We start from the raw sequence: 25,882 nt of genomic DNA on the forward strand, positions 1-25,882 counted from the left end.
ACCGTAACTGGTATCGGATTGGAAGCAGGGCTCTCACAAGCACTGGAAGTAATTTTTACGCTGTAACTGCCGCTTTCTGTAGCAGTATAGGTTTGCTGGGTAGCCCCTGTGATCAGGTTTAGCCCATTGTACCATTGGTAGCTATCTGCTAAGGTGGTCGTCTTTAACACCACGGCTCCACCTGCACAGAAAGTGGTCTCGCCTTCTGCAGTAATCACCGTAGCATCTGGAACCGGGTTTACCGTCACAGTTGCTTTTTTAGCGTTACCAACCGCATTGTCACAGATATCTGCATTTCTCACTGTTACAAAATAGTTAGTAGTACTGGCTGGTTCCACTTCCAAAGTAGCCCCTTCTTTAATCTTATTCGTTAACTGCGAGTCGCTATACCAGGTAAATACCGCGCCAAGGAGTGTACTTTCCGCAGTTAGCATGACTTTATCACCAGCACAAATCGTCTGATTTGTCACTGTTACATCTGTGGCAAGCGCTCTATTTTTAATCGTAATATCAACACTGGAAGACATCACCTCACAACCATTTGAATTTCTAACTTTAACCAGATACTTGCCAGTCTTGCTGACCATAAAAAAGCTACTGTTAGCTCCGGCTATGTCACCGTTATTATCTACCCATTGATAAGTAAGGTTCGCGCTATTACTGGCTACAGAGAGTTTTACCGCTTCACCACTACAAGAAACCACATTACCTTCTACAGTGATGTTTGATATTTCAGGTGGCGGAATAATGGTTATTTCCACTGTATTACTTCCTGGGGTAGAACAGCCGGCCTCGTTAGTCACGACAAGAGAATAAGTCCCTGCTTCGAAAACCATTAATTTCTTATTGATTGCACCTGGAATCAACACCCCTTCCAGGTACCATTGATTCCCTTTATCAATAGAAGAAGTCAATGTAGTACCATCACCCTCACAGAGTTGAGTTTTATTGGACGTGATCGTTACTGTTATTGGATTTTCCGACACTTTTAATGTTCCGCTCGCTTCCGCATCACAACCAAAAGAAGAGTGTACCAATACCTTAATTCTTTGTCCATCGAGATTCAAAGGCACATTACTAAGCGTAAGGATACTCGTATTTGATCCTTTCACATCCGTTCCTTCGGCGAAATCCTGCCAGTCATTGCTGCCATTTTTGAACTGCCACTGATAGGTGTTATTTTCTCCTGAGGCTGTTGCAGCAATCGCAATACTTCTGCCATTACAAACCGCCAATACGTTTGGAAGCGCCACCACTGGTAGGGCTGCTACATGAACCAAATAAGTGGTTTTATGCTGATCATTTCTCTCCGTTCCTAAGGTAAAAGATCCAGTAGCCGATGGCGTTCCGGTAATCTGCATGGACTTATTGGGATCATCTCGTTTAAAATCAAGCGAAGGAAAGTTCCCGATCAGGGAAACAATATCGTTATTTCCCTGATAGGAGATCGTAGGAATAGCTGAACCTGCACAAATGTCATAAATCTGAATGTGATGATACTTTATGTTGTTACAGTCTTCTGCAGCTGTTCCATTTTTACATTCCAAATGTGGATCTGAGGGCGCGCTACCATCTGGATTCAGATTTAGATTGGTTGCATCAGGATCTGTTACATCCGCCGGACGAAGAATACTAGCCTCTGCAGTCATGATCGGAATTGATGGTGAAACCGTCAGCTTTCCAATGATGGTAAATTCAATTTCACAATCATTGTTCATATCCAGCGTAGCGGTAAATTTGCCATCTCCGATCAAAGGGTTTTTGACTGTCCCTACACCATTTGTAATCGTGGAGGTTGGAATAACCGACCCTATCTGGAATCCCTTCGGACTTAAGAAAGTAAAAAGAGCGCTTTGAACATCGCTAGGACCACTGTTTTTCAGCTTAACCTTATAAACAACCTGCTGATCTGAAAGGAAAGTACTGAGGTCTGGAGTAATGCTTAGCACTTTGAGATCGGCAACTTTTATCGTCAGGTCAATTGGATTGTCGATCTCACTTCCCTGGATGTAGGCCCAGGTATCCATAGACTTCTTATTTCCGAAACTATAACTTCCGCTGCCAGAATTTGGAACTGCAGGTGCTTTGGAATCACTAGGAGCATAGGCGCCCCATTTATGGCCATTGGTTCTACTTGGAAGCCCATTTATTGCATTAAAAAAAGGGTTGGAACTTTCCGGGAAAGAGCCGGCGCCAGTGACATCGCTATCATCCCAATATGTTCGATCACTGTATATAGATTCATCTTTGTTATCGACATCAAGGTCATACGTTGTATTGTTTACGGTCAGTTCGATAATTAACCCTAAAGGATTAATTTCCATGTCTATGTAAGGGAAATGAACTTCCGCAGATTGTAATTTAGTTTTCAGCGTACTCACTACAGAAGCTGGTAACAAATAATTTCCATTGGCGTCCTTTCCATCCCAAAAAACACTATTTTCACCTGCATTAGCTACACCGATGATGATCCGATTTGCAATAGCACCCGCAGCGGTCAATACCGGAATAGTAATCCTATAAGTTCCAATGGTACTGGATTCGAATTTAATATAGGCGCCATTCCTTCCTGCAAGTCCAGGGCTCCCTTCTGCGCCCACAATTTTAAGGTTGGTAATTTTAGGAAGTACGGCATCGTTTTTCAACCAAGTTTCTGAGAGTGGAGTGGTTGCAATTGCTGCTTTAGCGGGTAAATCAGGATTAGGCTTATTGTAGAATATTTTATGGGTGGTATTCGTCCCGTTGTCTGCCGAAGTTGGATTATGCGTATAACTAAGAATATCCACCAGCGTGGATTTATCTAAGCTTTTATAGGTTGGAACGGAGTTAACCGCAAAACCATTGCTATTAGAGAAAAAAGTAAAACCTACCCCGTTACTACCATTGGTTTTCACCCGGTAAGCGCGTCCATCTTTGGTGAGCACATAATGCGTGGCATAATACGCTTTTTCTGGTGGAAAGCTGGCGGCGAGGTGAAGGTTGAGGACGTTTACATACACCCTTCCAGTAAACCATTCATCTCCCCCTTTTTTCATGACTGAAACATCCCATGCGGCAATTTCATCTAGGTTACCATTGGTCCCATTACTATTGGATCCAGATTGCGTCCAGTCATCATTGGCAAGAATATCAGGAACATCCAATTTATCAGTTCCGTCCAGTCCTGAAGGCGGAAGAAACTCAATTTTCCAGATCCCTTTTGTGGCTTCTGTGACATCTACTGTAAAAGGAGTATACGAATTGGCATTATCGTTCTTACCTTTTTTTGGTCCGGCAATTTCTGCTTTACGATTGGGAATTCTTCCAGCGAGCAACGCGGTATTGGAATAGCTGGTGACACCTAATGGAGAAGTCACCGCGATCTTAGCTTTCCCATAACCATGTGCACTTGAGGCTACCGCGATAATCTCACCGGCATTTGCATACACATAATGCGTTCCAGCGGTTTTAAATGGCCATGATTCGGATGCGGTGTTGTTAGAATTACAATATAAAAATGCGCGGTTCCCTGTTGCACCTGCAGGATACAAATCCTTGCTTCCCTCAGCATAAACAGCCGAAAAATTGAATAACAAGCAAACTATAAACAGACAGCATAGTTTGTTCGTCAGCAAATTAAACAGATGTCGGAGCGCTTTTACCATCATACCGTTGAAATAGAGGTATGGTCCTATAGGAATATTTGCAAAGCGAAATCAATTCTTTAATAAGTACGCTTTCTTACCAAATGATCGGCTAACAGCAAATTTTCTTAAAGGTTAACTCTATTTATCCCTACCAAATTAAACAGAATTTCTATAATATTCCCATGCAGAATAAAAAAAAACAAATTTTTTGATAAAAACCGAGCCAAATAAATACATAAATCATAAAACAATATTTAAGACACATAAAAGACATTATTTAAATATTATAGATATAAAATGTGTAAAAAATTCCACATCAAACAAAACAAAGAAGTAATACTTTCCCCAATATGGGGAAAGTATTACACATAAAAATACATCTCAGCATCATGCCACTTAAATTAAACCGTCTACTTCTAGCATAGAAACATTAAAAAAAATATGATTTAACAAAATATTAAATCATCACTGAAAAATTATAGAAAATAAATAATCATTTATCGATAAACATCATACATTAAATAAACTAAAAAATAAACCAATAGTTTAAAATTGAAGAAAATAATGTTCCAATACCAAACAAAATTTAGTTAACGAGCAGGGAGCTCTGCTACAGAAATTGAAAACTACCAAGCACAAAAACAACAACAACCAGCTGAACACCAACAACAAATGCCAATGTTTTATGTGAAAAAGCAAAATTGTGATAAAGATCATTTTTTTGCCTTGGGTAGATCTATATATTTGAATTATAATTTATTCTACTCGATGGATGTCGGTAAAAGGGGCCCGTTCCGGGAAGTTCGGCCCCTTAAATTTATCTCAATTCCGATAAAATCGACCGATCAGACTTGGCAGCACAATTAGCAATAAAGGCAGTGCTACCAAAAAACCACCAATAATTGCAATAGCTAATGGCTGATGTAACTGAGCCCCCGCCCCTATACCGAACGCCAGTGGACTTAGAGCAAGAATAGCCCCTAGAGCTGTCATCACCTTAGGCCTCAACCTGGTTGAAATCGCATATACTATCGCCTCATTCATCCCTTTGCTTTTCAACGAATCTTTAAACTGTAAAAAAGTAAATATGGCGTTCTCAGCAATAATCCCAACCACCATAATCAATCCCGTGTAACTGCCAACATTCAATGGTGTATGCGTTAAAAACAAAGCCAGGCAACTCCCAGAAAGCCCAAGGACAGCAATTAATAAAATGAGAAAGGCGATTTTAAAATCTTTAAAAACGAATAGAATGACACTAAAAACCAATAAACTGGAAAGCACCAGGATCATAAAAAGCTCCTTAAAAGACTGCCGCTGCTCCGCATAGGCACCTCCATATTCAATAAAATAGCCGTTTGGAAGCTGAATCTTCGCCCCAATCTGCTGTTGAATATCAGCCATTACGCTGCCCAGATCACGTTGATCCAGACGTGCAGAAACCAAACCAATAGACTGTAAGTTTTCCCGTTCCAGCTCTGCCTCTCCGCTTTTAGTCTGTACTTTGGCCAGCATACTGATAGGCACCATCTTTCCATTAGCCAGAAATATATTCATTTGACTGATCTGCTCAACACCTGGCTTATTTCCATTAAAGGACACCATTCTTATCGGGTATATTTGCTGCAATCCATACATACTGCCCAGCACATTCCCTTCCAGGGCAGTCTGCACCTGCAGCTGAAATTCAGTGGGCGAAATCCCATATTGTGCCAGGGCAGCATAATCAGGACGTATATCGACAGAAGGCCCAGCAATAACTATCCCATCAAAAACATCAGCAGTCCCTTTTACATTTGACACTACATCTGCTACTTTTTTTGAAAGCTGCTGAAGAACTTTTTGATTTGTTCCAAATATTTTAAGTTCGACAGGCTGTGTTGCGCTCATCAGATCACCCAGCATATCACCAATCACCTGTCCGAAATCTACGGTCAAAGCAGGTTGGGACTGTTCAATTTTATGTCTGATGTCTTCGATAACTTCATCGGTGCTCCTATTTCTATCTTTCTTTAACTGAATCAGGTAATCTCCGGTATTGGGCTCTGTAATAAAAAAGCCCATCTGCGTGCCTGTCCGCCGGGAGTAAGTAGCTACTTCAGGAATTTTAACAATCATCCGCTCCACTTCAGTCAGGATTCGATCCGTCGCTTCCAAAGAAGTACCTGGAGGCGTTTTATAATCCAGCACCACACTGCCTTCATCCATTTCCGGTAAGAAACCCGTTTCTAAACGAGGAAACAAGAACAGCATCAGCAATAGGAGCAAGCCAATAAATCCATAACTCCAATAAGATCTTTGAATAAAATAGCTGATCCAGGCACTGTTCTTTGACTCGACTAATGGAACACCGGGATTTAAGGCTGACACCTGCAGCAATTCCGCCACTGCATTTTCCGAAAGCGGGCTTTCTTTTTTACTGAGCAATAGGTAAATCACTGGCAAACCAATCCAAGTTACAAAAAAAGAACACACCAATGTGATAACCATTGTATTGGTCATTACCTGAAAATAAGCTCCAGCAACACCTGTCATCAACACAAAAGGGATAAAAATCACGATGGTGCTAATGGAAGAGCCCAGCATTGCTGGAAAGAGATAGGCGATTGCCTTTTTCAACAGCACATCAGTTGGCGCGCCCGGATGCTCTTCATGGGTCCGGTGAATCTGCTCAACTACCACAATTGCATCATCGATAATCAATCCAATAGCAGCAGCAATTGCACCAAGCGTCATGATATTGAAAGAGTAACCGATAGCATACAAAGAGATTAGTGTTAAACCCAGCGTAACAGGAATGGTGAGCAAAATACTGAGGCTAGGTTTCAGCGAGCGTAGAAAAACGATGGCCACCACAATGGCCAATACCAAACCGATCCACAAACTATCAGTCACGCTTTTTACCGTAGTATTCACAAAATCAGCCTGCAGATAATAAGGCTTTATCGTCACTCCCTGAGGTAAAATTTTTCTCAAATCAGAAACCTTCTGTTCCATTTGCGCAGAAAGATCCACGAGGTTCGCATTTGGCTGTTTGATGACTGCAATCAAAATCCCTGGCTTCCCATTGGCATTCACCATGGTATATTCAATCGCTTCGGCTGCGCTTATTTCCGCAAGCTCCTTTAATCTAACTGTTCTATTGCCCTTTTTACTGACGATTACATTTTCAAGATCTGCCTTTGTCTTTAGCGTAGCATCTGTAACTGATAAATATAAATAGTTAAAATCCACTACATAACCATTAGATTTCACAAAGTTGGTTTGCGTCATTGCATTGGCAATTTGATCGGGACTAATCGCCAGCGCCGTCATCTTTGAGGGCTGTAGCTTTACGCGGTACTCCTTAGTTTTCCCACCGATGACCCGGATTTCCGAAACCCCTTCCACTTGCAATAGAAATGGCTTAATGGTATAATCTGCCAATTGTTTCAGTTCAATTGGGGATTTAACCCTGCTTTCCAGTGTATAACCACTAACCGGAAGAATCGATGGATTCATCTTCTCTACTGTCAGATTCAGCTCTGGAGGAAGGCTGCTTTTAATTTTAGCAATCTGCGATTCAATCCTTTGCTGACTTAAATCGATGTCTGCATTCCAGTTCATGTATGCCGATATTTCACAAGTCCCCCTACTTGTTACACTTCTGATGAGCTTTAAATCCGGCACCTGCTTCACCACATTTTCCAAAGGCCGCGTCACCGTCAGCATCATTTGATTCACTGGCTGCAACTGACCTTCTGCAATGATCTTGATCTTTGGAAAGGTAATCTCCGGAAATAAAGCCGTTTTGATCCTGGTATAAGAAAAAGCGCCCCCCAGAAGAACCAGCAGTAAAACCACCATTAATGGTTTCTTATGAGAAATGAAAAAGTTATTCATGGCTTATCTCTTGATTTTAACTTTCGCTGTATCTGCAAGACCATAATTGCCGCCTAGTACAAACCGATCATTGGCTGCAAAGCTGGGCGATAGGATCTCGACCTGTTTTCCATCATCGATCCCCTTTTTCACGACCACCTTAACAGCTGTAGAGTCGTTACTCAATTTCATGACCCAAAATTCATCTTCCGTTTCATTGCTCAGGAGCGCAGCTTTTGGAAGCGTCAAGGCATTGGGATGATACAAATTCACAATTCTTGCTATGGCTACCAGGTTTTCTGGAATGGTATGATCAGGAGCAACATGAATGATAAAACGCTGCGTTTGCGCTACAGAATCTACACTGGCCAAAGGAAGGCCAATTGTTCCAGCCAACTGCTCTCCGTCTGGCAAAGTCAGCGCCACCGCAGCATTATCGACTAAACTTTGTCTCATTGCATAAGGAGCATCCAACAAAAACACCAGACTATTTTTATTACTCAACACTGCCAGAACCTCTCCTTCTGGCACATAATCTCCTTTTTGATGGTTCACCATAGTAATGAAACCAGGTGCTGCCGCCCGGATATTTGAGGTGCCAGAAAACTTAAATGCAGGATCCAGCCGATTAATGGAATTCCCAATGGCCTGTGCTTCTTTAGTGACCAGGCTGAATAACACCTGGCCACTTCGGACAGCATCCCCCATTTTAACTTTCATTTCCTTTAGGTACCCATTTATACTGGCCTTGATATAGCTTTTTTCCAGATAGCTGGAACTGGCATTTAAATCTACATACGAAGCCATATCCTGACGTCCAGGAAGCGTGATTTCTACCGTAGTTTGCTGCTCCTGAGCACCCGGATTATTATCTTTTGCCGGCGCTCCACAGGCAGCCAGCAATAAACTGAGGCTAGCAGCAGCTATATTTTTTATTGCATTCTTCATATTATCTGTTCCAATAATTGAATTGATTGATCAGCTTAAGGCCATTGATATAAGTTTGACGCAGCAGATTTTTAGCGGCCAGGTAATTGTTAATCGCGATGATATAATCGGCAATCCTAAGGTCACCGGTATGTAGCAGCCGACTATCTACCTCTATCAGACTTTTAGCAAACCTGATCTGCTCGTTAAGCTGTGGATACAAATCCTGATTTTCCTTGATCTGCTGCAGCAATAGATGGACTTGCTGCTGGTGCTGTCTGATAAAAAACTCCTGATAAGCCAGTCCGGTTTCCTTTTGGATATTCAACTGCTGCAGCAGCATTGCTTTCTGATGGCCATCATAAATCGGGATGGAAAGTGTAAAACCAGCACTTGTTCCGAAATTCTTGTAGGGCTGCAGTAAAAATGAAGAATTATACCCCCCATTTACATAAATACTGGCTTTGGGTTTATAGTTCAGCGCTACCCCAATCTTATCATTCTCATTTTTTAGACTGTCCAACTTGTAGCGTGTAGTAAAAAATGAGCCGCGAACAGGAATAGCAGGACTAATATCGGGCGCCTTTATTGGATTTACAGTAGTATCAATTATCCCACAAAGGTAATTTAACATCGCGTAATCGCTGTTAAACTGTATCTCTGCTTGCTTGCAGGCTAGACGCTGCTGCTGAAAGGTGACCATAAAAGTAAGATATTCAGATTGCTTATAAGTATTTGCGCGGGTAAGTTTTTTTAGAACCACTTCTTCTTTTTTCAGTAGTTCATAGACTTCCGTATTAAACACCATTTGCTCCTGACTGGCGTAAGCATTTAAATATTGATCCGTAATGTTCTTCTTAAGGTCGAGTACCGACCAGCTTGCCGCATATTTAATGGAATCGCTATGAATCTTTAATTGCTCCTGCTGCTGATTGATTCGTCCTTTCCCGATTAGCATATAATTTACAGTCAGCAATGCTTCCAGGCTCTGCCCATTACTCAGTGTTTGGTCATAGCCATAACCTTTAACTATTGGTGCATACAAACCTGTTGAACTTGCCGTAACCTGGGGGCGATAACCGGCTCGCCACCTTAAACTATCTATCCGATTACTCAGCTGCTGGTTTTTATAATCATTCAAAACCGGACTGGCAGTCAAGCCCTGATGCATAAAATAATCCAGGTCTTTCCCGGAAATGGATTGTCCCTTTCCAGAAATTGAAAATAACAGCAGCACGATCAGTGCATATCGACTAGTTTTAGAACGTTCCATGGAAAGAAAGACCAACTGTTTTATCTTGATATACCGGCACCATACTATAACTCAGCGTCTGTTTCCCGATCAGAAGTTTCTTTACATGCGGATATAAGTAATAGGCAATTTTGGTAGACAGGATTCCAATTCCCGCACCTGCAACCACATCACTCAGCCAATGCTTATTGTTGTACATCCTCAATGTACCTGTAGCTGTCGCTACCGCATATCCGGCATAGCCGTACCAGGGAGAAACATCTTTATATTCCTGATTTAAAAATTCGGCGGCGGAAAAAGCAGTAGCAGTGTGCCCTGAAGGAAAGGAATTATAACCGCTGCCATCTGGCCTTAACCGGTGGGAAGTTTTCTTTAAAATGGATACACTTCCTCCCATAATCGCAGTAGACAATACATAAATCCCTGTCGCATCTACCAGACTATGCTTTCCTTTTATTCCAGCAAAATTTAGTGCATAAACCGCAAGTGCCGGCGCAAACTGCGTATAATTATCCAGGTGCGCCGCAAATAATGGATGGTCTTCCTGAAGTTCGTTTTTTGTAGTTAAATCCAGATCTCTGATTGGATTGTTACCAAAAGACAGCGCTCCATAAGTCAGAAATACTGCAGGAATAATCAATGCCTTTACTTTTAAAGGATGATCGTTGGCACGCTGCAGGGCTAAGGAATCAGTGGATTGAACCTGGGCATATAGAAAACCAGGCAAACAAAATGCAATTAACAAACAATTCAGCTTTTTCATTATTCAAATGTTTAACTAAAGCTAACACTCAAATATGTAGAAATTCTGTAGTCGGCTGATCTTTAAAAAGTACCGGACATAGAAAAACCAAGCGTTTTTTGCTGATAGGCTGGCATCACATTGAAATTGCTTTGTTTTCGACCCATAATCAGTTTTTTTAGCTTTGGATAGACTAGATAACCCAACTTAGCAGACAAGATGCCTACGCCAGCACCTGCCACCACATCACTTACCCAATGCTTATTGTTATAAAGTCTGAATATTCCTGTAGTAGTGGCCACCGCATAACCTGCGTAACCAATCCAGGGGGATACCTCCTGATATTCCTGTTTTAAAAATTCTGCAGCTAAAAAAGCAGTAGCCGCATGTCCGGAAGGAAATGAGTCGTAACTGCTTTCATCAGGGCGTAAACGGTGAGAGCCCTTTTTCCCCAATGCCACCACTCCTGTCATGATGCCCATAGACACGACATAATTACCTGTTGCATCAAGGTAGCTATTCTTACCTTTCAGGCCAGCCAGATTAAGGCCATACACTGCTAATGCAGGTACATAGCGCATAAAATCATCGGCACTTTTAGAGAAAAATGGATGGTCTTCCTGAAGTTCCGCCTGAGTACTGTGGTCAAGATCTTTAATGAAATTATCTCCTTTTGCCATCAAGCCATAACCTATAAACACCGCAGGTATGATAAAAGGGGCAACTTTAACCTTATTCTTATTGTTTGTTAATGAATCTACCAACTGGCCTTTGGTTATTAAAGAAAAACACAACATTAGCAACACGCTACACTTCAATCTCAACATCTTTATATATATATCTTATTTCTAAATTACCAGTTAATTCTGTAGTAATTCTGTGGCTTAAAAAGCTTTTCTCAAGCTAAATTTGCAGTTTTACAAAAATCAAGCCCATTGATGGCATCATAAATGTGGCTAAGACGCAATTACATAAAAATAAATTATATGTCCAAAATTGAAATCACACTGGATCACCTCTTAGACGGCCTAATAGCGCGTATACCGTCTTTTATAGCAGCCATCATCACTTTATTTGTTGGCCTGTATCTGATAAAATTTCTACTCCGTTTTTTAACCAATCGCTTTACAAAAGGAAGAATTGACATCTCGCTGTCTAGTTTTTTACTGAGTATTATCAAAGTTGTACTTTATGTACTGTTATTATTAACGGTTGCTTCTACACTAGGCATACAAACCACCTCCTTCGTGGCTGTACTGGGTGCCGCAGGCTTAGCGGTAGGTCTAGCCTTACAAGGCAGTCTGTCGAATTTTGCTGGCGGTGTCCTGATCTTATTATTTAAACCCTTTAGAGTGGGACATGCCATAGCTACAAATAATGGCGTAAGCGGTACGGTACTTAAAATTGACATTCTATACACCACATTAAAGGCTGGCAACGGCACCACTTTATACGCTCCTAATGGCCCTCTGGCGAATGCGGTCATCAATAATCTAACTGACAATGACACCAGAATGCTGGAATACGTGATTGGCGTCTCTTACGATTCAGACATCAATGTAGCCAGAAATGAGATTATAAAAGTCCTGGCTGCAGATCCGCAGATCCTCAAAGACCCTGAACCTAAGGTACTGGTTACTGCTTTAGCGGATAGCTCCATCAACCTGACTATCCGTGCCTGGGCGGCTAACAGCGAATTCTGGCCAGTATACCACAGAAATTTTCAATTGATCAAAGAAGAACTGGATAAAAACAGCATTGGAATCCCATATCCGCAGCGTGAAGTCCATGTGATTACAGGAACCGAAACGGTAAAGTAAGCTCCGTTACAGGTCTGTAAAATAAAAATGAGCACATAAAAAACGAGCGTATCCAAAAGACACGCTCGTTTTTTGTATAACGAAGCAACTGCTTATTTACCTTCGTACTTTTTGAAGATGGATGTAGCGGTATGCCCGCCAAAACCAAAAGTATTGTTCATTACATAGTTGACCTTTTTAGCGACTGACTTTCCTAAAACGATGTTTAATCCTTCAGGCATCGCTTCATCCAAATTCTCTGTATTTATAGTAGCCGGAACCATATCATGCTGTGCAGAAAGGATACTGATTACACTTTCAATTGCACCTGCAGCACCCAATAAATGGCCTGTCATAGATTTTGTTCCGCTGATCAATACCGGAGCGTCATTGAATACTTTTTTGATTCCGATCAATTCACTTAAATCACCAAGACCTGTTGAAGTCGCGTGTGCATTGATATAATCAATTTTTTCAGGCTCAATTCCAGCATCCTTCAATGCTTTTTTCATACCTTGAACCGCACCTAATCCCTGAGGGTGTGTTCCTGTTAAGTGGTAAGCATCAGCAGCCATACCGCCACCAACCATCTCACCATAAATAGTAGCACCTCTGGCAATTGCATAATCGTAATCTTCCAGGATCAGGGCGGCAGCACCTTCAGCGATCACAAAACCATCTCTGTCTTTATCGAATGGGCGTGAAGCTTTTTCAGGATCATCATTTCTTTTTGACAAAGCCTGAGCACCATTAAATCCTCCCACAGAAGAATCCGTGATAGCAGCCTCAGAACCACCTGCGATCATGATATTTGCTTTTCCTAATCTGATCGTATCGAAGGCACTGATAATCGCAGTGTTTGAAGAAGCACAGGCAGAAACAGTACAATAGTTCGGTCCGTGCAGACTGTTACGGATAGAGATGACTCCAGCCGCGATATCCACAATCATTTTAGGAATAAAATAAGGGCTGAATCTTGGAGTACCATCACCCGTATGGTATTCTTTCAATTGCTGTTCAAAAGTACCGATTCCTCCGTTTCCAGTTGCCCAGATCACACCAACTTCACAGCGGTCTTCTTCAGACATGGCAGAGAAATCAAGTCCTGAAGCTTTAATCGCCTGGTCACTTGCTGCAATAGCATATTGAGTATAGACATCATACTTTTTGATTTCTTTTTTCTCAACGTAATCTTCTGCGTTAAAGTCTTTGACCTCACAGGCAAAATGAGTTTTAAATTTGGTAGAATCAAACTTTGTGATTGGTCCTACTCCACTCTTACCTGCCAGGATATTCTTCCACAATTCATCTACAGAATTTCCTAATGGACTAATAACACCCATACCGGTTACGACTACTCTTTTCATCCTATTTTTTTATTTTATTTAATATTGTTAAGGCTAATGCCCTTGTATTTTTATTTATCTGTTGTACTGTCTTCGGGTTTTCTTCTTTCCGTCCGCAGTAGATTACTATAACCTTTTGCAATGAGCCGTGTTCTGCTTTTGTTCCAGACCTCACAGGTTACATTGGCAATTTGCAGGCCTTTCTTTACCATTATTGTTTCTGCAATAATCAGGTCTTCTTCTTTTGCAGCGGCGAAATAATCCACTACCAGGTTGATCGTTACATAGTAATACGGTTCATCATAGGCAAACAGTGTAGCTCCGATGGCATCATCAATAATGGCAGCAGTAATACCGCCATGCAGGATTCCCATAGGATTGGTCATTTCTTCCCTCACCTTATGCTGTAATATCAGCTTCCCCCTTTCTACCGCTAGAACCGTTGGCTTTAACCAGTTCAATACCGGCGACAAAGAGGTCTTCATCTCTTGTCCGATGTGCTGTTTAAAAAATTCCGAGGGTTTAAGCATCTATTCCTAGTTTAAGGTGAATCAATTAAGATTTTTAGATCCACACCGCTGTGGAAGCTAAAAATTCCACGGCGCAAATATACCCACCCTTAGTTGAAAAACAAACTAAAAGGCCGAATGAATGCGGAAAAGACTAGTTAACGATCGCTGCAGCCTGTGTTTGAACAGCCATTTTCTCCGTTTCTATGGCAGTCAACCCTTTATTGATCTCATTGTACATATTTAATGCATCCGGATGTAATGCGAGAATTCCATTTACCTGCTGTGTATTTCCAACCGCCAATTGTTCATTTAACAAGACCACATCTGCAGCATTCAACTGCTTGTTTTCGAATTTAGCCGTCCAATGGTTGATAAAACCAGTCATTTGTTTAGTTTCCATTTCCTGGGTAATTGGACTTAGGCTCTTTTTCAATAGCGATGCTTCATAGCTAGCCGGACTGCACATTGGATTAAAAGCCTTCAGAAAAGGCATATTGTACTGATTTAACTTTTTGAAAGCACTAAAAAGATAAGGTAGTACTACGATAGTAAGGAGGATTAAAGCGCCGATTGTTAGGTAATTCATATTTAAGCTTAGGTTTGATCTTTTCATTCCTACCGGATCCATCGGCAAGAGATGGTAAAAGTAATAGAAAAATAAGGAATTTGGAAAACACTAAACATACCATTCCATCCATTTGCGGAGCCAGCCTACGCGTTCGCTGATAAACCTGGGTGTAAAAAAGAAATTTGACCAGTCTTCAAAATGGTCATGATGGAATTTGAAATAGAAGATCCACCAGGCAAAAACCAAAGTAAATAATGTACATATAAAGAAGCCAGGTCATTGACCAGGTGTCCTTTTCTGATTATTTAGGTGATGACCGGCCAAAACAATGACCTGTATCATCTTAACACCCCTTAATTCAGGTTGGAAATAGAAGAGATTACCGTCTGGGTACAGCGCACATGACAGCAGTTGCTTAAAAAACAACTCATCACCTTCAAAAGTGCAGGCATACCAAATGGTTTCTGCAAGAAAGCATTACAATTGAAAGCTGCTAAAGATAAAAAGGTCTTAGGAAGGCTGGAATAGATGACTACGGGAATCCGACAAGTCCGCTGGCAACTTCTTAACTGCGCACAAAGTTCTCCTCCGTTTGAGCAGGGCAGCAAGTATTCCGTTAGGACTAAATCAGGCCTAAAGTCCTCTGCGAGCGGAACAATATCCGTCACCTGGTGATAGATTCTATGCTGCAATCCTAATTTCTGAAAAGCTCCAGACAGTCGGTTGCAAAGCATTTTGTCGTTATCCACAACGATTATCCTTGCTGGTCGGATTTGTAAAATTGGATAATTTTCCAGTCTATTGTGTTGTTGCAAATTTACCATGAGCATCAATTTTCTATAAATTTACGAGAATATATCCCGGCTCACACCCGTTTTTATACGGTTACACACTACAATAAATACCTGTTTTACAGACCAGTTAAACCCAGAGTATTTAAATCAATCAAAACAACTGGAAAAATAGAAATAATTAGAATTGAATTGGCTTCTTCGCGCTAAAACCTCCGCAGTCATATTTTGCTGCTGGTTTGATCAGCAGGTAAATACCCAGCCCGATGAACACCAATGCTGCTTTAAATCCGGAAAGGTCAATAAAGGGCAGATCGCTTAGCGTATATACACCTCCTATGATCACAAGGATCAGCCAGCCTGATACTTTAAAGTCTTTTTGATAGCCAATCCACAAGCCTATGCCCAGCATAATCGTATGCCATGACAGTACCCAGCGTGGAATCCCCAGACCTAAGTTATCCAGGATCATGATTAAACCTACTGCGACAATAACTGCCCCTGCAGCAACATTAAAGTTAAATTTGTGTTTTTTTATCTGCGTTTCCATATTCTTTTTTTCTTCAAAACTATGGAGGAGCGCAATGCAGATCAAGCGATCTATGTTGTACTTCCGTATGCTATCGGTAAAATGCGGAAAAACACCGGTAGATCGCTTGTCTATTAAACCTTGATTCGTTCGATAACTGGCGTATCAGTAGCTGTATTGATTCCGCTCAGCTCTACATATTTCACATTTGGAAGCCAAAAAGAGCCGCCTTCAATTCTTACAAAGATCTTATTCAATTCAATTTTCTTATTGTTCAGTGTGACATAAACATGGAACTTCTGATCTTCTTTTGAGACCATCAAATACATAGGAATCTTTTTATGGGACACAAAACGAATCTCATACTGATCTTTTCCAATCTCTTTAGTTTGGATGCCGTAGGCGAACTTACGCTGGATATAGCTCAAATCTTTTTTCTCTCCGTTATCATCATAACGCAGCCAATACACCAATAATGGTTCTGCCCTGTTGACCTCACCTTTTGCATTTAAATTCAGTTCATAAATGATGGTATTAGTATTGGGGTCTCTTTGCAAATAGAACAGCTGATTCTTGATTCCTTTTGGCGTTGGAAATTTTAATGGGGAAGGATCACTGCGGTCAGCAGTCTGCGCATTTACCGTAAAAACGGTCAGCATAAAAATAAACAGTGCTAAACTGGCACGGCTTATTTTAGTGAAAATCATAGTAGTCATTGTGTTTTTATTTTACTCCGGTTAAGCAGCCCTGTTATTAAGTCTGAGGGGAATAAGATAGCTACAAAGCTATAGATTTCTAAAAACAACTTATCCAGTGGATTGTCAAAATAATGGTATGAACTGAATTTTTACAGCCCGATTTTTCAGCCGGGAGCTTACATTTCAGTTGAGCGGCAAAAAAACGCTTCGCCTCAGTAAATCTAAACTAATACCTTAATTTACAAACACAAAACACTGAATATAAATACAATATAATTGAATTAATAATTTGTTTTAATCAAATGATTAACGCAAATTATCGCGCAGAAAGCGTTTTTAGCATGGCTTCTATCCAAATTGGAATCCAATGTTTTCGCTCTTCCATCAGCTGATCAAATTCAGCCTTTCCTTGTTCCCCCGCGCCTTTTAAAACCGGACTGCTGATAAAAGGAAAAACGAGCAGCCCCAGCAGGTTCATGATAAAATGCATGGGATCTACCTTCATCTGAGTAGTCGCTTCCAGCTGTTTGTAAAAGTTAGATTCGATCAGCATTTCCTTCACATTTAGATTGGCATCCATCCTGGATGGGTTTGCCCTGATTTCAGTCAGGATGAACAAGAGCAGATCGGGGTGACTTTTCAAAAGATCTATGTAGTGTCCTGCAATTCCTGCGATCTTATCCTTAAGTACCGTATTTACATCGTTCAAAATCTCTTCCAATCCCAGTAAAAAAAGCTGGAGACTTTCTTCCATCACTACATCAAACAACTTCTCTTTACTTCTGAAATAATAGTTGAGCAAGGCCAGATTTATACCTGCCTCCACAGCAATATCCCTGGTCCTTGCGGCTGCAAATCCTTTCTCTACAAACAGCTTGGTAGCCGCTTGCTTAATCTTTTCTTCAGTAGTCAGCGCCAGGGCCATCAATGTTTCTTTCTCTGCCATTTATCAATTGAGTAGTTTCATTCTTCTCTTCGCAAAGATAGCTAATCCTCTAAAGCGGATTTCAAAAAAAAAGCGCTGTAGGGGCCCAGCCCTGCAGCGCTTTTAAGCATCATTTCTTCAGCTGCTAGAAGTCGAATTTGACTCTCGCACGAATACCCCAGCTGGAAACGTTCGGGTTATCCAGGTAGTTGAATCTTTTCACTGCATCCACACGAAGTACTTTAAATATGTTCCCAACGCCTACACTTCCTTCCATATAAGGCGCTCTGTTTAGGGAATTGGTGATCGGCTGCCCATTTTCATTGCGCACAAACTGCATCGCTTCCGGGTTCTTATCCGGGTTGTTCTCGTCACGTAAACTGCCATACAGCACTTTAAAAGACATCACTTCTCTTAATTTCAGTTTTTTAAGCAATGGGATTTTATTGAAAAAGAACCCATTAAAATTATGGTCCAGATTCACACTGGCATAATGATCACTCACAAACTCCAGGAAGTTCATCAGGTTATAAGAGTTCAGCTGATACGCATAAGTCTGATTGGCTCTATGGATCGCCAGCAATGGAAAAGGCACCTTACCAATGATATAAGCACCTTCCAGCGTCACATCTGTATAGCCTAGCTGACTCAGGTAAACCCGTTTATCGATACTTCCCATAAAATTGTGGTAATTGTACTCTCCACCAAATACGCCTTTAATCCCTGCGGTATAGCGGAAGTTGAAAACAGGATTAGGCCCTACAAACGGTGTTCTGTAAATTTTACTCTGGTAAAACTTCTCATTTGGTGCATACCTTAATCCCAAACTGACCTCCGCAGTATTGATATGATCAATACGGCCATTTAAAATGTTCTCAGCGGAGTTACTAAAGTACAGTGACCCTGCAGGGCTCTGCTTCCATTTGCGCAGCCCTAAGGTGTATGAAAAGTGATTTTCAAACTCATGCACATAATCTAACCTGTAAAAATCATTATACAGCATCATATTGTTCTCTCCTCTTTTAAAGGAAAGCAGGAAATTATCTTCCTGGACAAATTGCAATTCCTGTCCTGGAATTTTAGTATCCCGCTGAAAACTTGCCCTGATATAGTTCTGAGGGAAAGAATAAATAGACTTATTATTTAAAGAATAGGTTCCGCTTAAAAAGTATTTCCATTTCTCATCCTTAAAGCCATAAGCGGCATACGTTTCAAAATAATAGCGTTTGCTCAATGCCGGGGTTGTCCTGCCTCCAAGGCGAAGGCGAAAGCCTTCCACGCCATTAAAGCTGTAAAAAGTATTCACTGGCCCCATTTCAAAGGGACCAAAATCTTTGTATCCGGCGAAGAACAGCGTCACAATATCCATCGTTCTTTTGAAAGAAGGGATGGTTTGTAAGGAATCTATGTGCCCATAAATCTTCATATTTCCCGGACGAAGGGGTTCCGGACGGTTATTTAGCCAAAACTCCTCTGATTTTTTAAAGGCATCAGGCATGACCACTAATGCCCCAGATGCCTTATAAACGGTATCTGGCTGCGGCACATTGAATTTGAAATCTTTGAAAGTCACGGTCCTTTCTCCGGTAAAACCTCCCCCACTCTTCTTGCTAAGACCGAAATCAACAATCAGGTTACTTTTACTCAAATGATAACGCTGATCCGGATTCTTCTCGAAATCCAGTTTAGCTTCCAGTGCACGTACAAAATTGAGGTTGATGTTTTTATTGACCGTCAGGTAGGCATTCTGGATCGCATAATTGCCATCCAGCGTCACATATAATCTCCCTTCAAACAGTAGATCGGTATTGTTACGCGGCGTAAAAGCAAGCTCTACCAGCTGAGGATTATGGTTCTTAATGGTATCCGTGATGAAAAATTTATAAAAAGTTGGGGCACTATCTGCAATCGGACTCAGCAATTGATTACTCACTACAGAAATATTGTTATCATAGATGTTGATGTCCTGATACATCCGGTCGAAATAGGCGGTTAAGCCCTGGTTGTCTATAAAACGCTGATCAAAATTTACTCTTTTATCTGCGATAACTACCGTTTTGCTCTTTTCAGGGCTCTTCCTGAAATAGTTGTCGCTTAATTTCTCTTCCTGAAAAACAGGGAGTAAATTCTTACCGCCAATTTGCGTGGAGTCCTGTTCCTGGAATAAAAACTGATAATTACGGAAAACCCTTCTGTTCTTGAACTTATCAGAAAGGTTACTCAAAGAGAACTTCATCAGTTCATATTTCTGGTATTCTACAAAATTGTAGTTTTCCATTTTGTTCTTTGACTTGTTGGCGATCACTTTTCGAATCAGTTCTACTGCCGGGTTCTCTTTATTTCGATATTTCGGCTTTTTCCCTGCAGTAATCACCACCTCATTCATCAGCATCGCATCTGGCATCAGCTGAATATTGAGCACTTGCGTACCTCCGGATTTAATGGTTTTAGTCTGCGATTTATAACCTACATAGCTAAATCTAAGTGCATTGGCTCCATCATTTAAAGTGATACTGAATTTACCATCAGCATCCGTCCTTCCACCAAGCGTTGTCCCTGCAATGAGGTAAGAAACATAGGGAAGTGTTTCTTTTGTGCTCCCATCAGTTACCGTACCCCTGACCAGCGTTTGCTGCGCCTTTGCCTGATTAGAAAGGAAGAGTATTAAAAATAAAATGAATAGACTGATTGGCTTCAAAAGAACCAAAAGCAAGCTTCTTTCTGTTAAAAATGGAGCTTTTAGCGTTAAGGCAGCGGGTTTTAGGCCTGCTGAATCTGGGTATGATGTGTGCACGTTTCCGGTTAACTTGTGTAATCCTTAATAAACTAGGTTATGAGAGTGGGCACAAATATATAGCTAACAACTGACTATCTATACTGTTTTAGTCAGCATGAAGGTCATTGGAAGATGTTATGACATCTAAATGAAAATTCCGGAAAACTTAAAGGTTTATTTTGCGATCCAGGCTTCAGGATTGAGTTTATTCTGACCTCTCATAATTTCAAAATGAAGCACAGGCCCATCTTCTTTAGAAGCCACAATACCAAGGGTTTGTTTGGTTTCCACTTTATCCCCTTTAGCCACACTGACCGATTTTAAATTCTGATAAATGGTGAAGTAATCGCCATGGATCAGGGCGACAATAAAAGTCCCGTACAACTCCCTAACGAATAACACCTTGCCTTCAAAAACCGCCTTTACAGCAGCCCCGTTCTCCGTTAGGATATTAATCCCGTCATTGTTATAGGAAGCCTGACCTTCCGTATGGGCACCAAAGCGCTCTACAATAGAATATTGACTCACTGGCCATGGCAAACGCCCTCTATTGTTTTCAAAACCTGCAGAAAGCTTGGCTGCTTCCGGAGAGGCAGTCAGGTAACTGGAATTGGTTTTTTCTTTTACTGCGGCTACCGGGCGACCTTCTGCAATTGCCTTTTGATTGGCCAGACGCTCTTCTTCTTCCGCTTTTCTTCTGGCAAGTTCGATCTCTTTCTGAATGGCATTTCTAATGGCACGGTCAATATCAGCCTGTTTTCTTTTTCTGGCCGCCAGATCCTGCTTGAATTGTTTCTCTTGTCGGCTGATCTGATTTAACATCACGGCCTGCTCAGATTTGTTCTTGCTCAGTTTGACCTTTTCATGCTCCTGTTCGGTCAGTAATGTGCTTTTTTCTTTCAAATTCTTATCCAGTACACCAATCTTATACTCTATGTTTTTTTGCGTTCCCTGTAGGTAATCAGCTTGTTTCTTGCGGTACTGACCAAATTGCTGTAAATATTTAATCCTTTTATAGGCCTGGTTAAAATCATCAGCCGCAAATATGAACATCATCTTTTCATAAGCATTCTGGTTCCGTTGCGCAAAGCGGATCATGCTCGCATATTCCTTCTTTAACTGCCCCAGCTGCCCTTTTAAACTACGTACTTCATTGCTGTTTTCATGAATCTGATTGTCCAGATTTTTCACTTCCGAGTTGATCACTGCAATTTTATTCTGCATCAAACGGATCTTTGCATTCACCGTTCTGATCTGTCCAAGTGTCAATCGCTTATTACTGGAGGTCTCATTTAAGTTTCTCTGCAGCAATTCAATTTCTCTTTGGATGGCTTCTTTATTCCTTTTCAATTCTGCACTGGTTTGTGCAAAAACAAGGGTACTGATAGAGGTAAATAGTAGAATTAAGAATAATTTCTGAAGCTTCATTGTGTATATAAGTAACTGAATACCGCAGCCCTGCCAGTGTGTTAAGCTAGCAATGCGATTCTAAAACTATTGAAATCAGGGCTTAAATGCAAATTCTAAGACAAAACAATCAAAAATATCCTACTTTCTGAAATTACATGGAGGAGAAAAATCAACCATCATCTTCCGATAAAACCGTCTTGATAGAATTGAACCATAGCTGGTTACTGGTCAAACCCAGACCATTGTAATCGATAAAATGATAGAGCAGACCAATCCCCCTGCTTACCTGTAAACGCAAGGGTTGCGCGGTTATTCCGAAATTCTTAACCAATGATTGGGGGAATACATCATCGCAATTGCTCTTCATTTTTACCCGCAATCTTCTTCCAACAATACAGCAGTTTTCCAGGATTTCATTTCCGCATGTTTTTATTCTATACTAGTTTAATAGATTTTATCGGAATCTAATGCCTTGAAACCTTATCTTTGTCAAAAAAAAGCTTCCGGGCAATGATTGAATTAAGAAATATAACAAAAACATTTTTCCAGAAAACCAGAACGATCACTGCCCTATCCGAGCTTTCCTTAATTGTACCTGAAGGTAAAATCTTCGGGGTGATCGGAAGTTCAGGAGCCGGAAAAAGCACCCTGATCCGTTGTGTAAACCTGCTTGAAAAACCAAGTTCAGGAGCAGTAATCGTGGATGGACAAAACCTGATGGCGCTTTCTCCGAAAGAACTGGCAAAGGCCAGAAGGCATATAGGAATGATTTTCCAGCATTTCAACCTTTTATCATCGCGTACTGTTTTTGAGAATGTTGCTTTTTCCCTGGAACTAGACCATACCCCTAAAGCGGAGATAGAGAAAAGAGTGACTGAATTGCTTGCCTTGGTGGGTCTGGATGAAAAACACCATGACTATCCGGTCAACTTATCCGGCGGACAAAAACAGCGGGTAGCCATTGCCAGAACATTGGCCAGTAATCCTAAAGTACTGCTGTGTGATGAAGCCACCAGTGCCTTAGATCCTGCAACCACCAAATCTATTCTCGCTTTATTGAAAGACATCAACAAGCGGCTGAACATCACCATACTGCTCATTACGCATGAGATGGAAGTTGTTAAAGACATTTGCGACGAAGTGGCCGTTATTTCTGAAGGACGATTAATTGAACAGGGTGCGGTGAGTGAAATCTTCTCTCATCCAAAAACGGAACTGGCGAAGGCGTTTATTGCCTCTGCTTTAAGCCTGGACATCCCAGCAGACTATAAAGAACGACTGGTTGCCTCCCCTGCAGCAAACAAACGTCCATTATTGAAGCTTGAATTTACCGGACAATCAGTAGATGATCCGGTATTGTCTGAAGTGGCGCGTCTTTTCCAGATCGACAGCAACGTGATCAGTGCAAGAATGGACTATGCCGGTGGGATTAAATTTGGTGTCATGCTGATTGAAGTCTTCGGCACACAAGAAAACAGCCTTCAGGCGATAGAATTTTATAAAAGTAAAAACATTAAAGTAGAAGTAATAGGTTATGTCTGATTCAATGATTTTGCTCCTTGCTAAAGGAGCCTGGGAAACCATCGTCATGACTTTTGTTTCCGGATTTTTCGGTTTCTTAATTGGCTTGCCTACGGGTGTGCTGTTATTTATGACCAGAAAAGGACAGGTTTTAGAACATAAAACCTTCAACCATACCATTTCTATTGTGGTGAACATCTTTCGTTCCATTCCATTCATCATTTTGATCGTTTGGATGATTCCTTTCACCAGAGCATTGGTAGGTACTTCCATTGGTGTAGAAGCTGCAATTGTGCCTTTGAGCATTGGCGCTGCCCCTTTTATCGCCAGATTGATTGAAAACAGCCTGATCGAGGTTCCTGGGGGATTAGTAGAAGCGGCAAGAGCAATGGGCGCCACTCCTTTCCAGATCGTATATAAAGTATTGTTACCGGAAGCCCTTCCTTCTATCCTCAACAGCGCATCTGTTACCCTGATTACCCTGGTGGGTTATTCTGCAATGGGTGGTGCGGTTGGTGCCGGCGGATTGGGCCAGATCGGTTATCAATATGGATATGTAGGTTACGATGTGGTCGTGATGAACACCGTATTACTGCTATTGATTGCATTGGTATTTATCATTCAGTTCCTGGGTGATTTTATCGCTAAAAGAGTTGACCACAGGTAGTCTTTCCGGATTACCTATCAAATATGAAAAACAAATGAATACAAAAATCAAATTTATCACGGCATTAGCCCTTCTAACGAGTTCAGTAGCCCTATTCAGCTGCAGCCGTACGGCAAAAAACGACGACCCTAACTATATTCAGGTAGGTGTAGAATCCGGTCCGGAGTATAGTTTAGCAGAAGCAGCAAAGAAAGTTGCCAAAGAAAAATACGGTCTGCAGGTTGACCTGGTTCAATTTAACGACTATGTAATGCCAAATGAGGCCCTTCAGCAAGGAGATATTGATGTCAATGTTTTCCAGAACAAACCTTATCTGGATGTTCAATCGAAACAACGCGGATATAAATTTGCGATCGTAGGAAATACATTTGTCTTCCCATTGGCAGGTTACTCCAAAAAGATCAAATCTTTATCAGAGCTTAAAGAGGGCAGCACAGTGATCATTCCTAATGATGCTACTAATGGCGGGAGAGCTTTGTTATTGATGGAGAAATTTGAACTGATCAAACTAAAAGAAGGTGTTGGGCTACTACCTACCGTTAATGACATCGTGACCAATCCTAAAAAACTTAAAATTGTAGAGTTAGAGGCTCCACAGCTGCCAAGGGCTTTGGATGACCAGAATGTAACGATTGCCATCATCAACAATACCTTTGCTGCGCCAATTGGTTTGAGTCCTGAAAAAGATGGTTTATTTGTGGAAGCAAAGGATTCTCCTTATGTCAACAACATCGTTGCCAGAGAAGACAATAAGAACGCAGAGAAAGTATTAAAATTTGTCAAAGCATACCAAAGTGTAGAAGTAGAGAAAGCTGCACAGGAAGCCTTTAAAGGTGGTGCGATCAAAGGCTGGTAATACTACTGATCTAAAATTTTCTTATACCCTCCTAAAGCTGAAACTTTAGGAGGGTATTTTTTTTGCCGCTCATTAAAGCGCCCACAACTGCGATCTCAAAAAAATTAAAATGTTTAATGAAACTAAACATTTTAACACATATATTTAACTTTTCAATACGATTAACCAATATAAACCACACAAATGAAAAAATCAATTATTGCCTTTTGTTTGCTTTGCGCGGGTTTGGGCGCGAATGCACAGGTAAAAAATGTTAAACATGTAGTCTTAATTGGCTGCGATGGCCTAGGTGCTTACGCCATTCCAGATGCACAAATGCCCCATCTTAAAAAGTTAATGGAAACCGGAGCTTCCAGCCTTCAGGCGAGGTCTGTCCTTCCTTCTTCGAGTGCTGTAAACTGGGCTTCCATGTTAATGGGCGCCGGTCCAACAGAACACGGCTATACGGAATGGGGAAGTAAAACACCTGAAATACCTTCGGCAACAACCACTAAGTATGGTATTTTCCCTTCTATTTTTAGTGTCATCAGAGATCAGAAACCGAATGCAAAAACCGCGGTTATTTATAGCTGGCCAGGAATTGGTCCATTGGTAGAAAAAGATGCCATCAGTATTGTCGTTCCTGGAAATGATAAGGATGATTTTTGTGCAGACACGACTGCATCAATTATAAAAAGAGAAAAACCATACTTCACTTTCGTTCATTTTGATGAACCAGACCATACTGGTCATGAAATTGGCCACCGTACTCCTGCTTATTATGAGCAATTGAAAAAAGTAGATGAAAGGATCGGAAAAATCTTACAGGCGGTAAAAGATGCTGGAATTGAGAAAGAAACGATCATTATTGTTTCTGCGGATCATGGAGGAACTGGTAAAGGTCATGGTGGTAAAACACTGGATGAAGTACAAATCCCATGGGTGATCAATGGTGTTGGGGTGAAGAAGAACCACCAGATCAAGGAGGTCATCATCACTTATGATACCGCAGCAACACTGGCCTGGATCATGGGGTTAAAAGCTCCGCAAAGCTGGAGAGGTAAAGCAGTGAGCGATAGTTTCAGCAAATAAAATAC

At 41.2% G+C, this 25,882-nt stretch carries 21 protein-coding genes; 5 read left to right on the forward strand and 16 right to left on the reverse strand.

The annotated features are described in order from the left end of the window. The 6 genes from K7X70_RS17450 to K7X70_RS17475 form a co-directional block, all read right to left on the reverse strand. Positions 1–3,647, reverse strand: a 3,647-nt coding sequence (locus tag K7X70_RS17450) for an Ig-like domain-containing protein (RefSeq protein WP_497007592.1), incomplete at its 3' end; no start/stop codon positions are given. Between the two features lie 801 nt (positions 3,648–4,448). After that, positions 4,449–7,508, reverse strand: a complete 3,060-nt coding sequence (locus K7X70_RS17455; protein ID WP_222538288.1) for an efflux RND transporter permease subunit — start codon at positions 7,506–7,508, stop codon at positions 4,449–4,451. A gap of 3 nt (positions 7,509–7,511) precedes the next feature. Continuing rightward, entirely contained in the window at positions 7,512–8,435 is a 924-nt protein-coding gene (locus K7X70_RS17460; RefSeq protein ID WP_222538289.1) for an efflux RND transporter periplasmic adaptor subunit, read from the reverse strand. Between the two features lies 1 nt (position 8,436). Then, the gene (locus K7X70_RS17465) at positions 8,437–9,687 is read right to left on the reverse strand and encodes a TolC family protein (protein WP_222538290.1); all 1,251 of its coding nucleotides are present in this window, start codon (positions 9,685–9,687) and stop codon (positions 8,437–8,439) included. Then, positions 9,674–10,429, reverse strand: coding sequence for a phosphatase PAP2 family protein (locus K7X70_RS17470; protein ID WP_222538291.1), 756 nt, complete (start codon positions 10,427–10,429; stop codon positions 9,674–9,676). The genes K7X70_RS17465 and K7X70_RS17470 overlap by 14 nt, the downstream gene beginning before the upstream one ends. 62 nt (positions 10,430–10,491) lie before the next feature. Next, on the reverse strand, positions 10,492–11,172 hold the full coding sequence (locus K7X70_RS17475; protein ID WP_255607354.1) for a phosphatase PAP2 family protein: 681 nt from the start codon (positions 11,170–11,172) through the stop codon (positions 10,492–10,494). Positions 11,173–11,394: 222 nt separating this feature from the next. On the opposite strand from K7X70_RS17475, the gene K7X70_RS17480 reads away from it, so the two are divergent. Then, positions 11,395–12,228 (forward strand): mechanosensitive ion channel family protein, encoded by an 834-nt coding sequence (locus K7X70_RS17480; protein WP_255607355.1) that lies wholly within the window; start codon positions 11,395–11,397, stop codon positions 12,226–12,228. A 92-nt stretch (positions 12,229–12,320) separates the two neighbouring features. On the opposite strand, the gene fabF is transcribed toward K7X70_RS17480, so the two are convergent. The 10 genes from fabF to K7X70_RS17530 form a co-directional block, all read right to left on the reverse strand. Further along, a complete protein-coding gene (fabF, locus tag K7X70_RS17485; RefSeq protein WP_222538294.1) occupies positions 12,321–13,574 on the reverse strand; it encodes a beta-ketoacyl-ACP synthase II in 1,254 nt (417 codons plus the stop codon). A gap of 50 nt (positions 13,575–13,624) precedes the next feature. Beyond that, the gene (locus K7X70_RS17490; protein WP_222538295.1) at positions 13,625–14,083 is read right to left on the reverse strand and encodes a PaaI family thioesterase; all 459 of its coding nucleotides are present in this window, start codon (positions 14,081–14,083) and stop codon (positions 13,625–13,627) included. 133 nt (positions 14,084–14,216) lie between these two features. Then, the gene (locus K7X70_RS17495; protein WP_222538296.1) at positions 14,217–14,651 is read right to left on the reverse strand and encodes a hypothetical protein; all 435 of its coding nucleotides are present in this window, start codon (positions 14,649–14,651) and stop codon (positions 14,217–14,219) included. A gap of 335 nt (positions 14,652–14,986) precedes the next feature. Then, a complete protein-coding gene (locus K7X70_RS17500; RefSeq protein ID WP_222538297.1) occupies positions 14,987–15,457 on the reverse strand; it encodes a response regulator in 471 nt (156 codons plus the stop codon). A 148-nt stretch (positions 15,458–15,605) separates the two neighbouring features. Beyond that, positions 15,606–15,974 (reverse strand): LiaF transmembrane domain-containing protein, encoded by a 369-nt coding sequence (locus K7X70_RS17505; protein WP_222538298.1) that lies wholly within the window; start codon positions 15,972–15,974, stop codon positions 15,606–15,608. Positions 15,975–16,087: 113 nt separating this feature from the next. Then, positions 16,088–16,669: a DUF4833 domain-containing protein gene (locus K7X70_RS17510; RefSeq protein ID WP_255607364.1), complete on the reverse strand. Its 582-nt coding sequence runs from the start codon at positions 16,667–16,669 to the stop codon at positions 16,088–16,090. Between the two features lie 298 nt (positions 16,670–16,967). Next, a complete protein-coding gene (locus tag K7X70_RS17515) occupies positions 16,968–17,597 on the reverse strand; it encodes a TetR/AcrR family transcriptional regulator (protein ID WP_222538299.1) in 630 nt (209 codons plus the stop codon). A 124-nt stretch (positions 17,598–17,721) separates the two neighbouring features. Next, positions 17,722–20,265 (reverse strand): DUF5686 and carboxypeptidase-like regulatory domain-containing protein, encoded by a 2,544-nt coding sequence (locus K7X70_RS17520; protein WP_432443892.1) that lies wholly within the window; start codon positions 20,263–20,265, stop codon positions 17,722–17,724. 261 nt (positions 20,266–20,526) lie between these two features. Further along, positions 20,527–21,780: a murein hydrolase activator EnvC family protein gene (locus K7X70_RS17525; RefSeq protein WP_222538300.1), complete on the reverse strand. Its 1,254-nt coding sequence runs from the start codon at positions 21,778–21,780 to the stop codon at positions 20,527–20,529. Positions 21,781–21,931: 151 nt separating this feature from the next. Further along, a complete protein-coding gene (locus tag K7X70_RS17530) occupies positions 21,932–22,129 on the reverse strand; it encodes a hypothetical protein (protein WP_222538301.1) in 198 nt (65 codons plus the stop codon). Between the two features lie 143 nt (positions 22,130–22,272). Between K7X70_RS17530 and metN the strand changes: the two genes are divergently transcribed. The 4 genes from metN to K7X70_RS17550 all read left to right on the forward strand — a co-directional run bounded on the left by metN (position 22,273) and on the right by K7X70_RS17550 (position 25,877). After that, on the forward strand, positions 22,273–23,304 hold the full coding sequence (gene metN / locus K7X70_RS17535; RefSeq protein ID WP_222538302.1) for a methionine ABC transporter ATP-binding protein MetN: 1,032 nt from the start codon (positions 22,273–22,275) through the stop codon (positions 23,302–23,304). Continuing rightward, positions 23,297–23,950, forward strand: coding sequence for a methionine ABC transporter permease MetI (metI, locus tag K7X70_RS17540; protein ID WP_062549399.1), 654 nt, complete (start codon positions 23,297–23,299; stop codon positions 23,948–23,950). The genes metN and metI overlap by 8 nt, the downstream gene beginning before the upstream one ends. A 34-nt stretch (positions 23,951–23,984) precedes the next feature. Then, the gene (gene metQ / locus K7X70_RS17545; RefSeq protein WP_222538303.1) at positions 23,985–24,806 is read left to right on the forward strand and encodes a methionine ABC transporter substrate-binding lipoprotein MetQ; all 822 of its coding nucleotides are present in this window, start codon (positions 23,985–23,987) and stop codon (positions 24,804–24,806) included. Between the two features lie 183 nt (positions 24,807–24,989). Continuing rightward, positions 24,990–25,877 carry an alkaline phosphatase family protein gene (locus K7X70_RS17550; RefSeq protein WP_222538304.1) on the forward strand — a complete coding sequence of 296 codons (888 nt, stop codon included), beginning with the start codon at positions 24,990–24,992 and terminating at the stop codon, positions 25,875–25,877. Positions 25,878–25,882 lie beyond the last annotated feature (5 nt).

This window comes from Pedobacter polysacchareus, from assembly GCF_019802255.1.
Classification (GTDB): domain Bacteria; phylum Bacteroidota; class Bacteroidia; order Sphingobacteriales; family Sphingobacteriaceae; genus Pedobacter; species Pedobacter polysacchareus.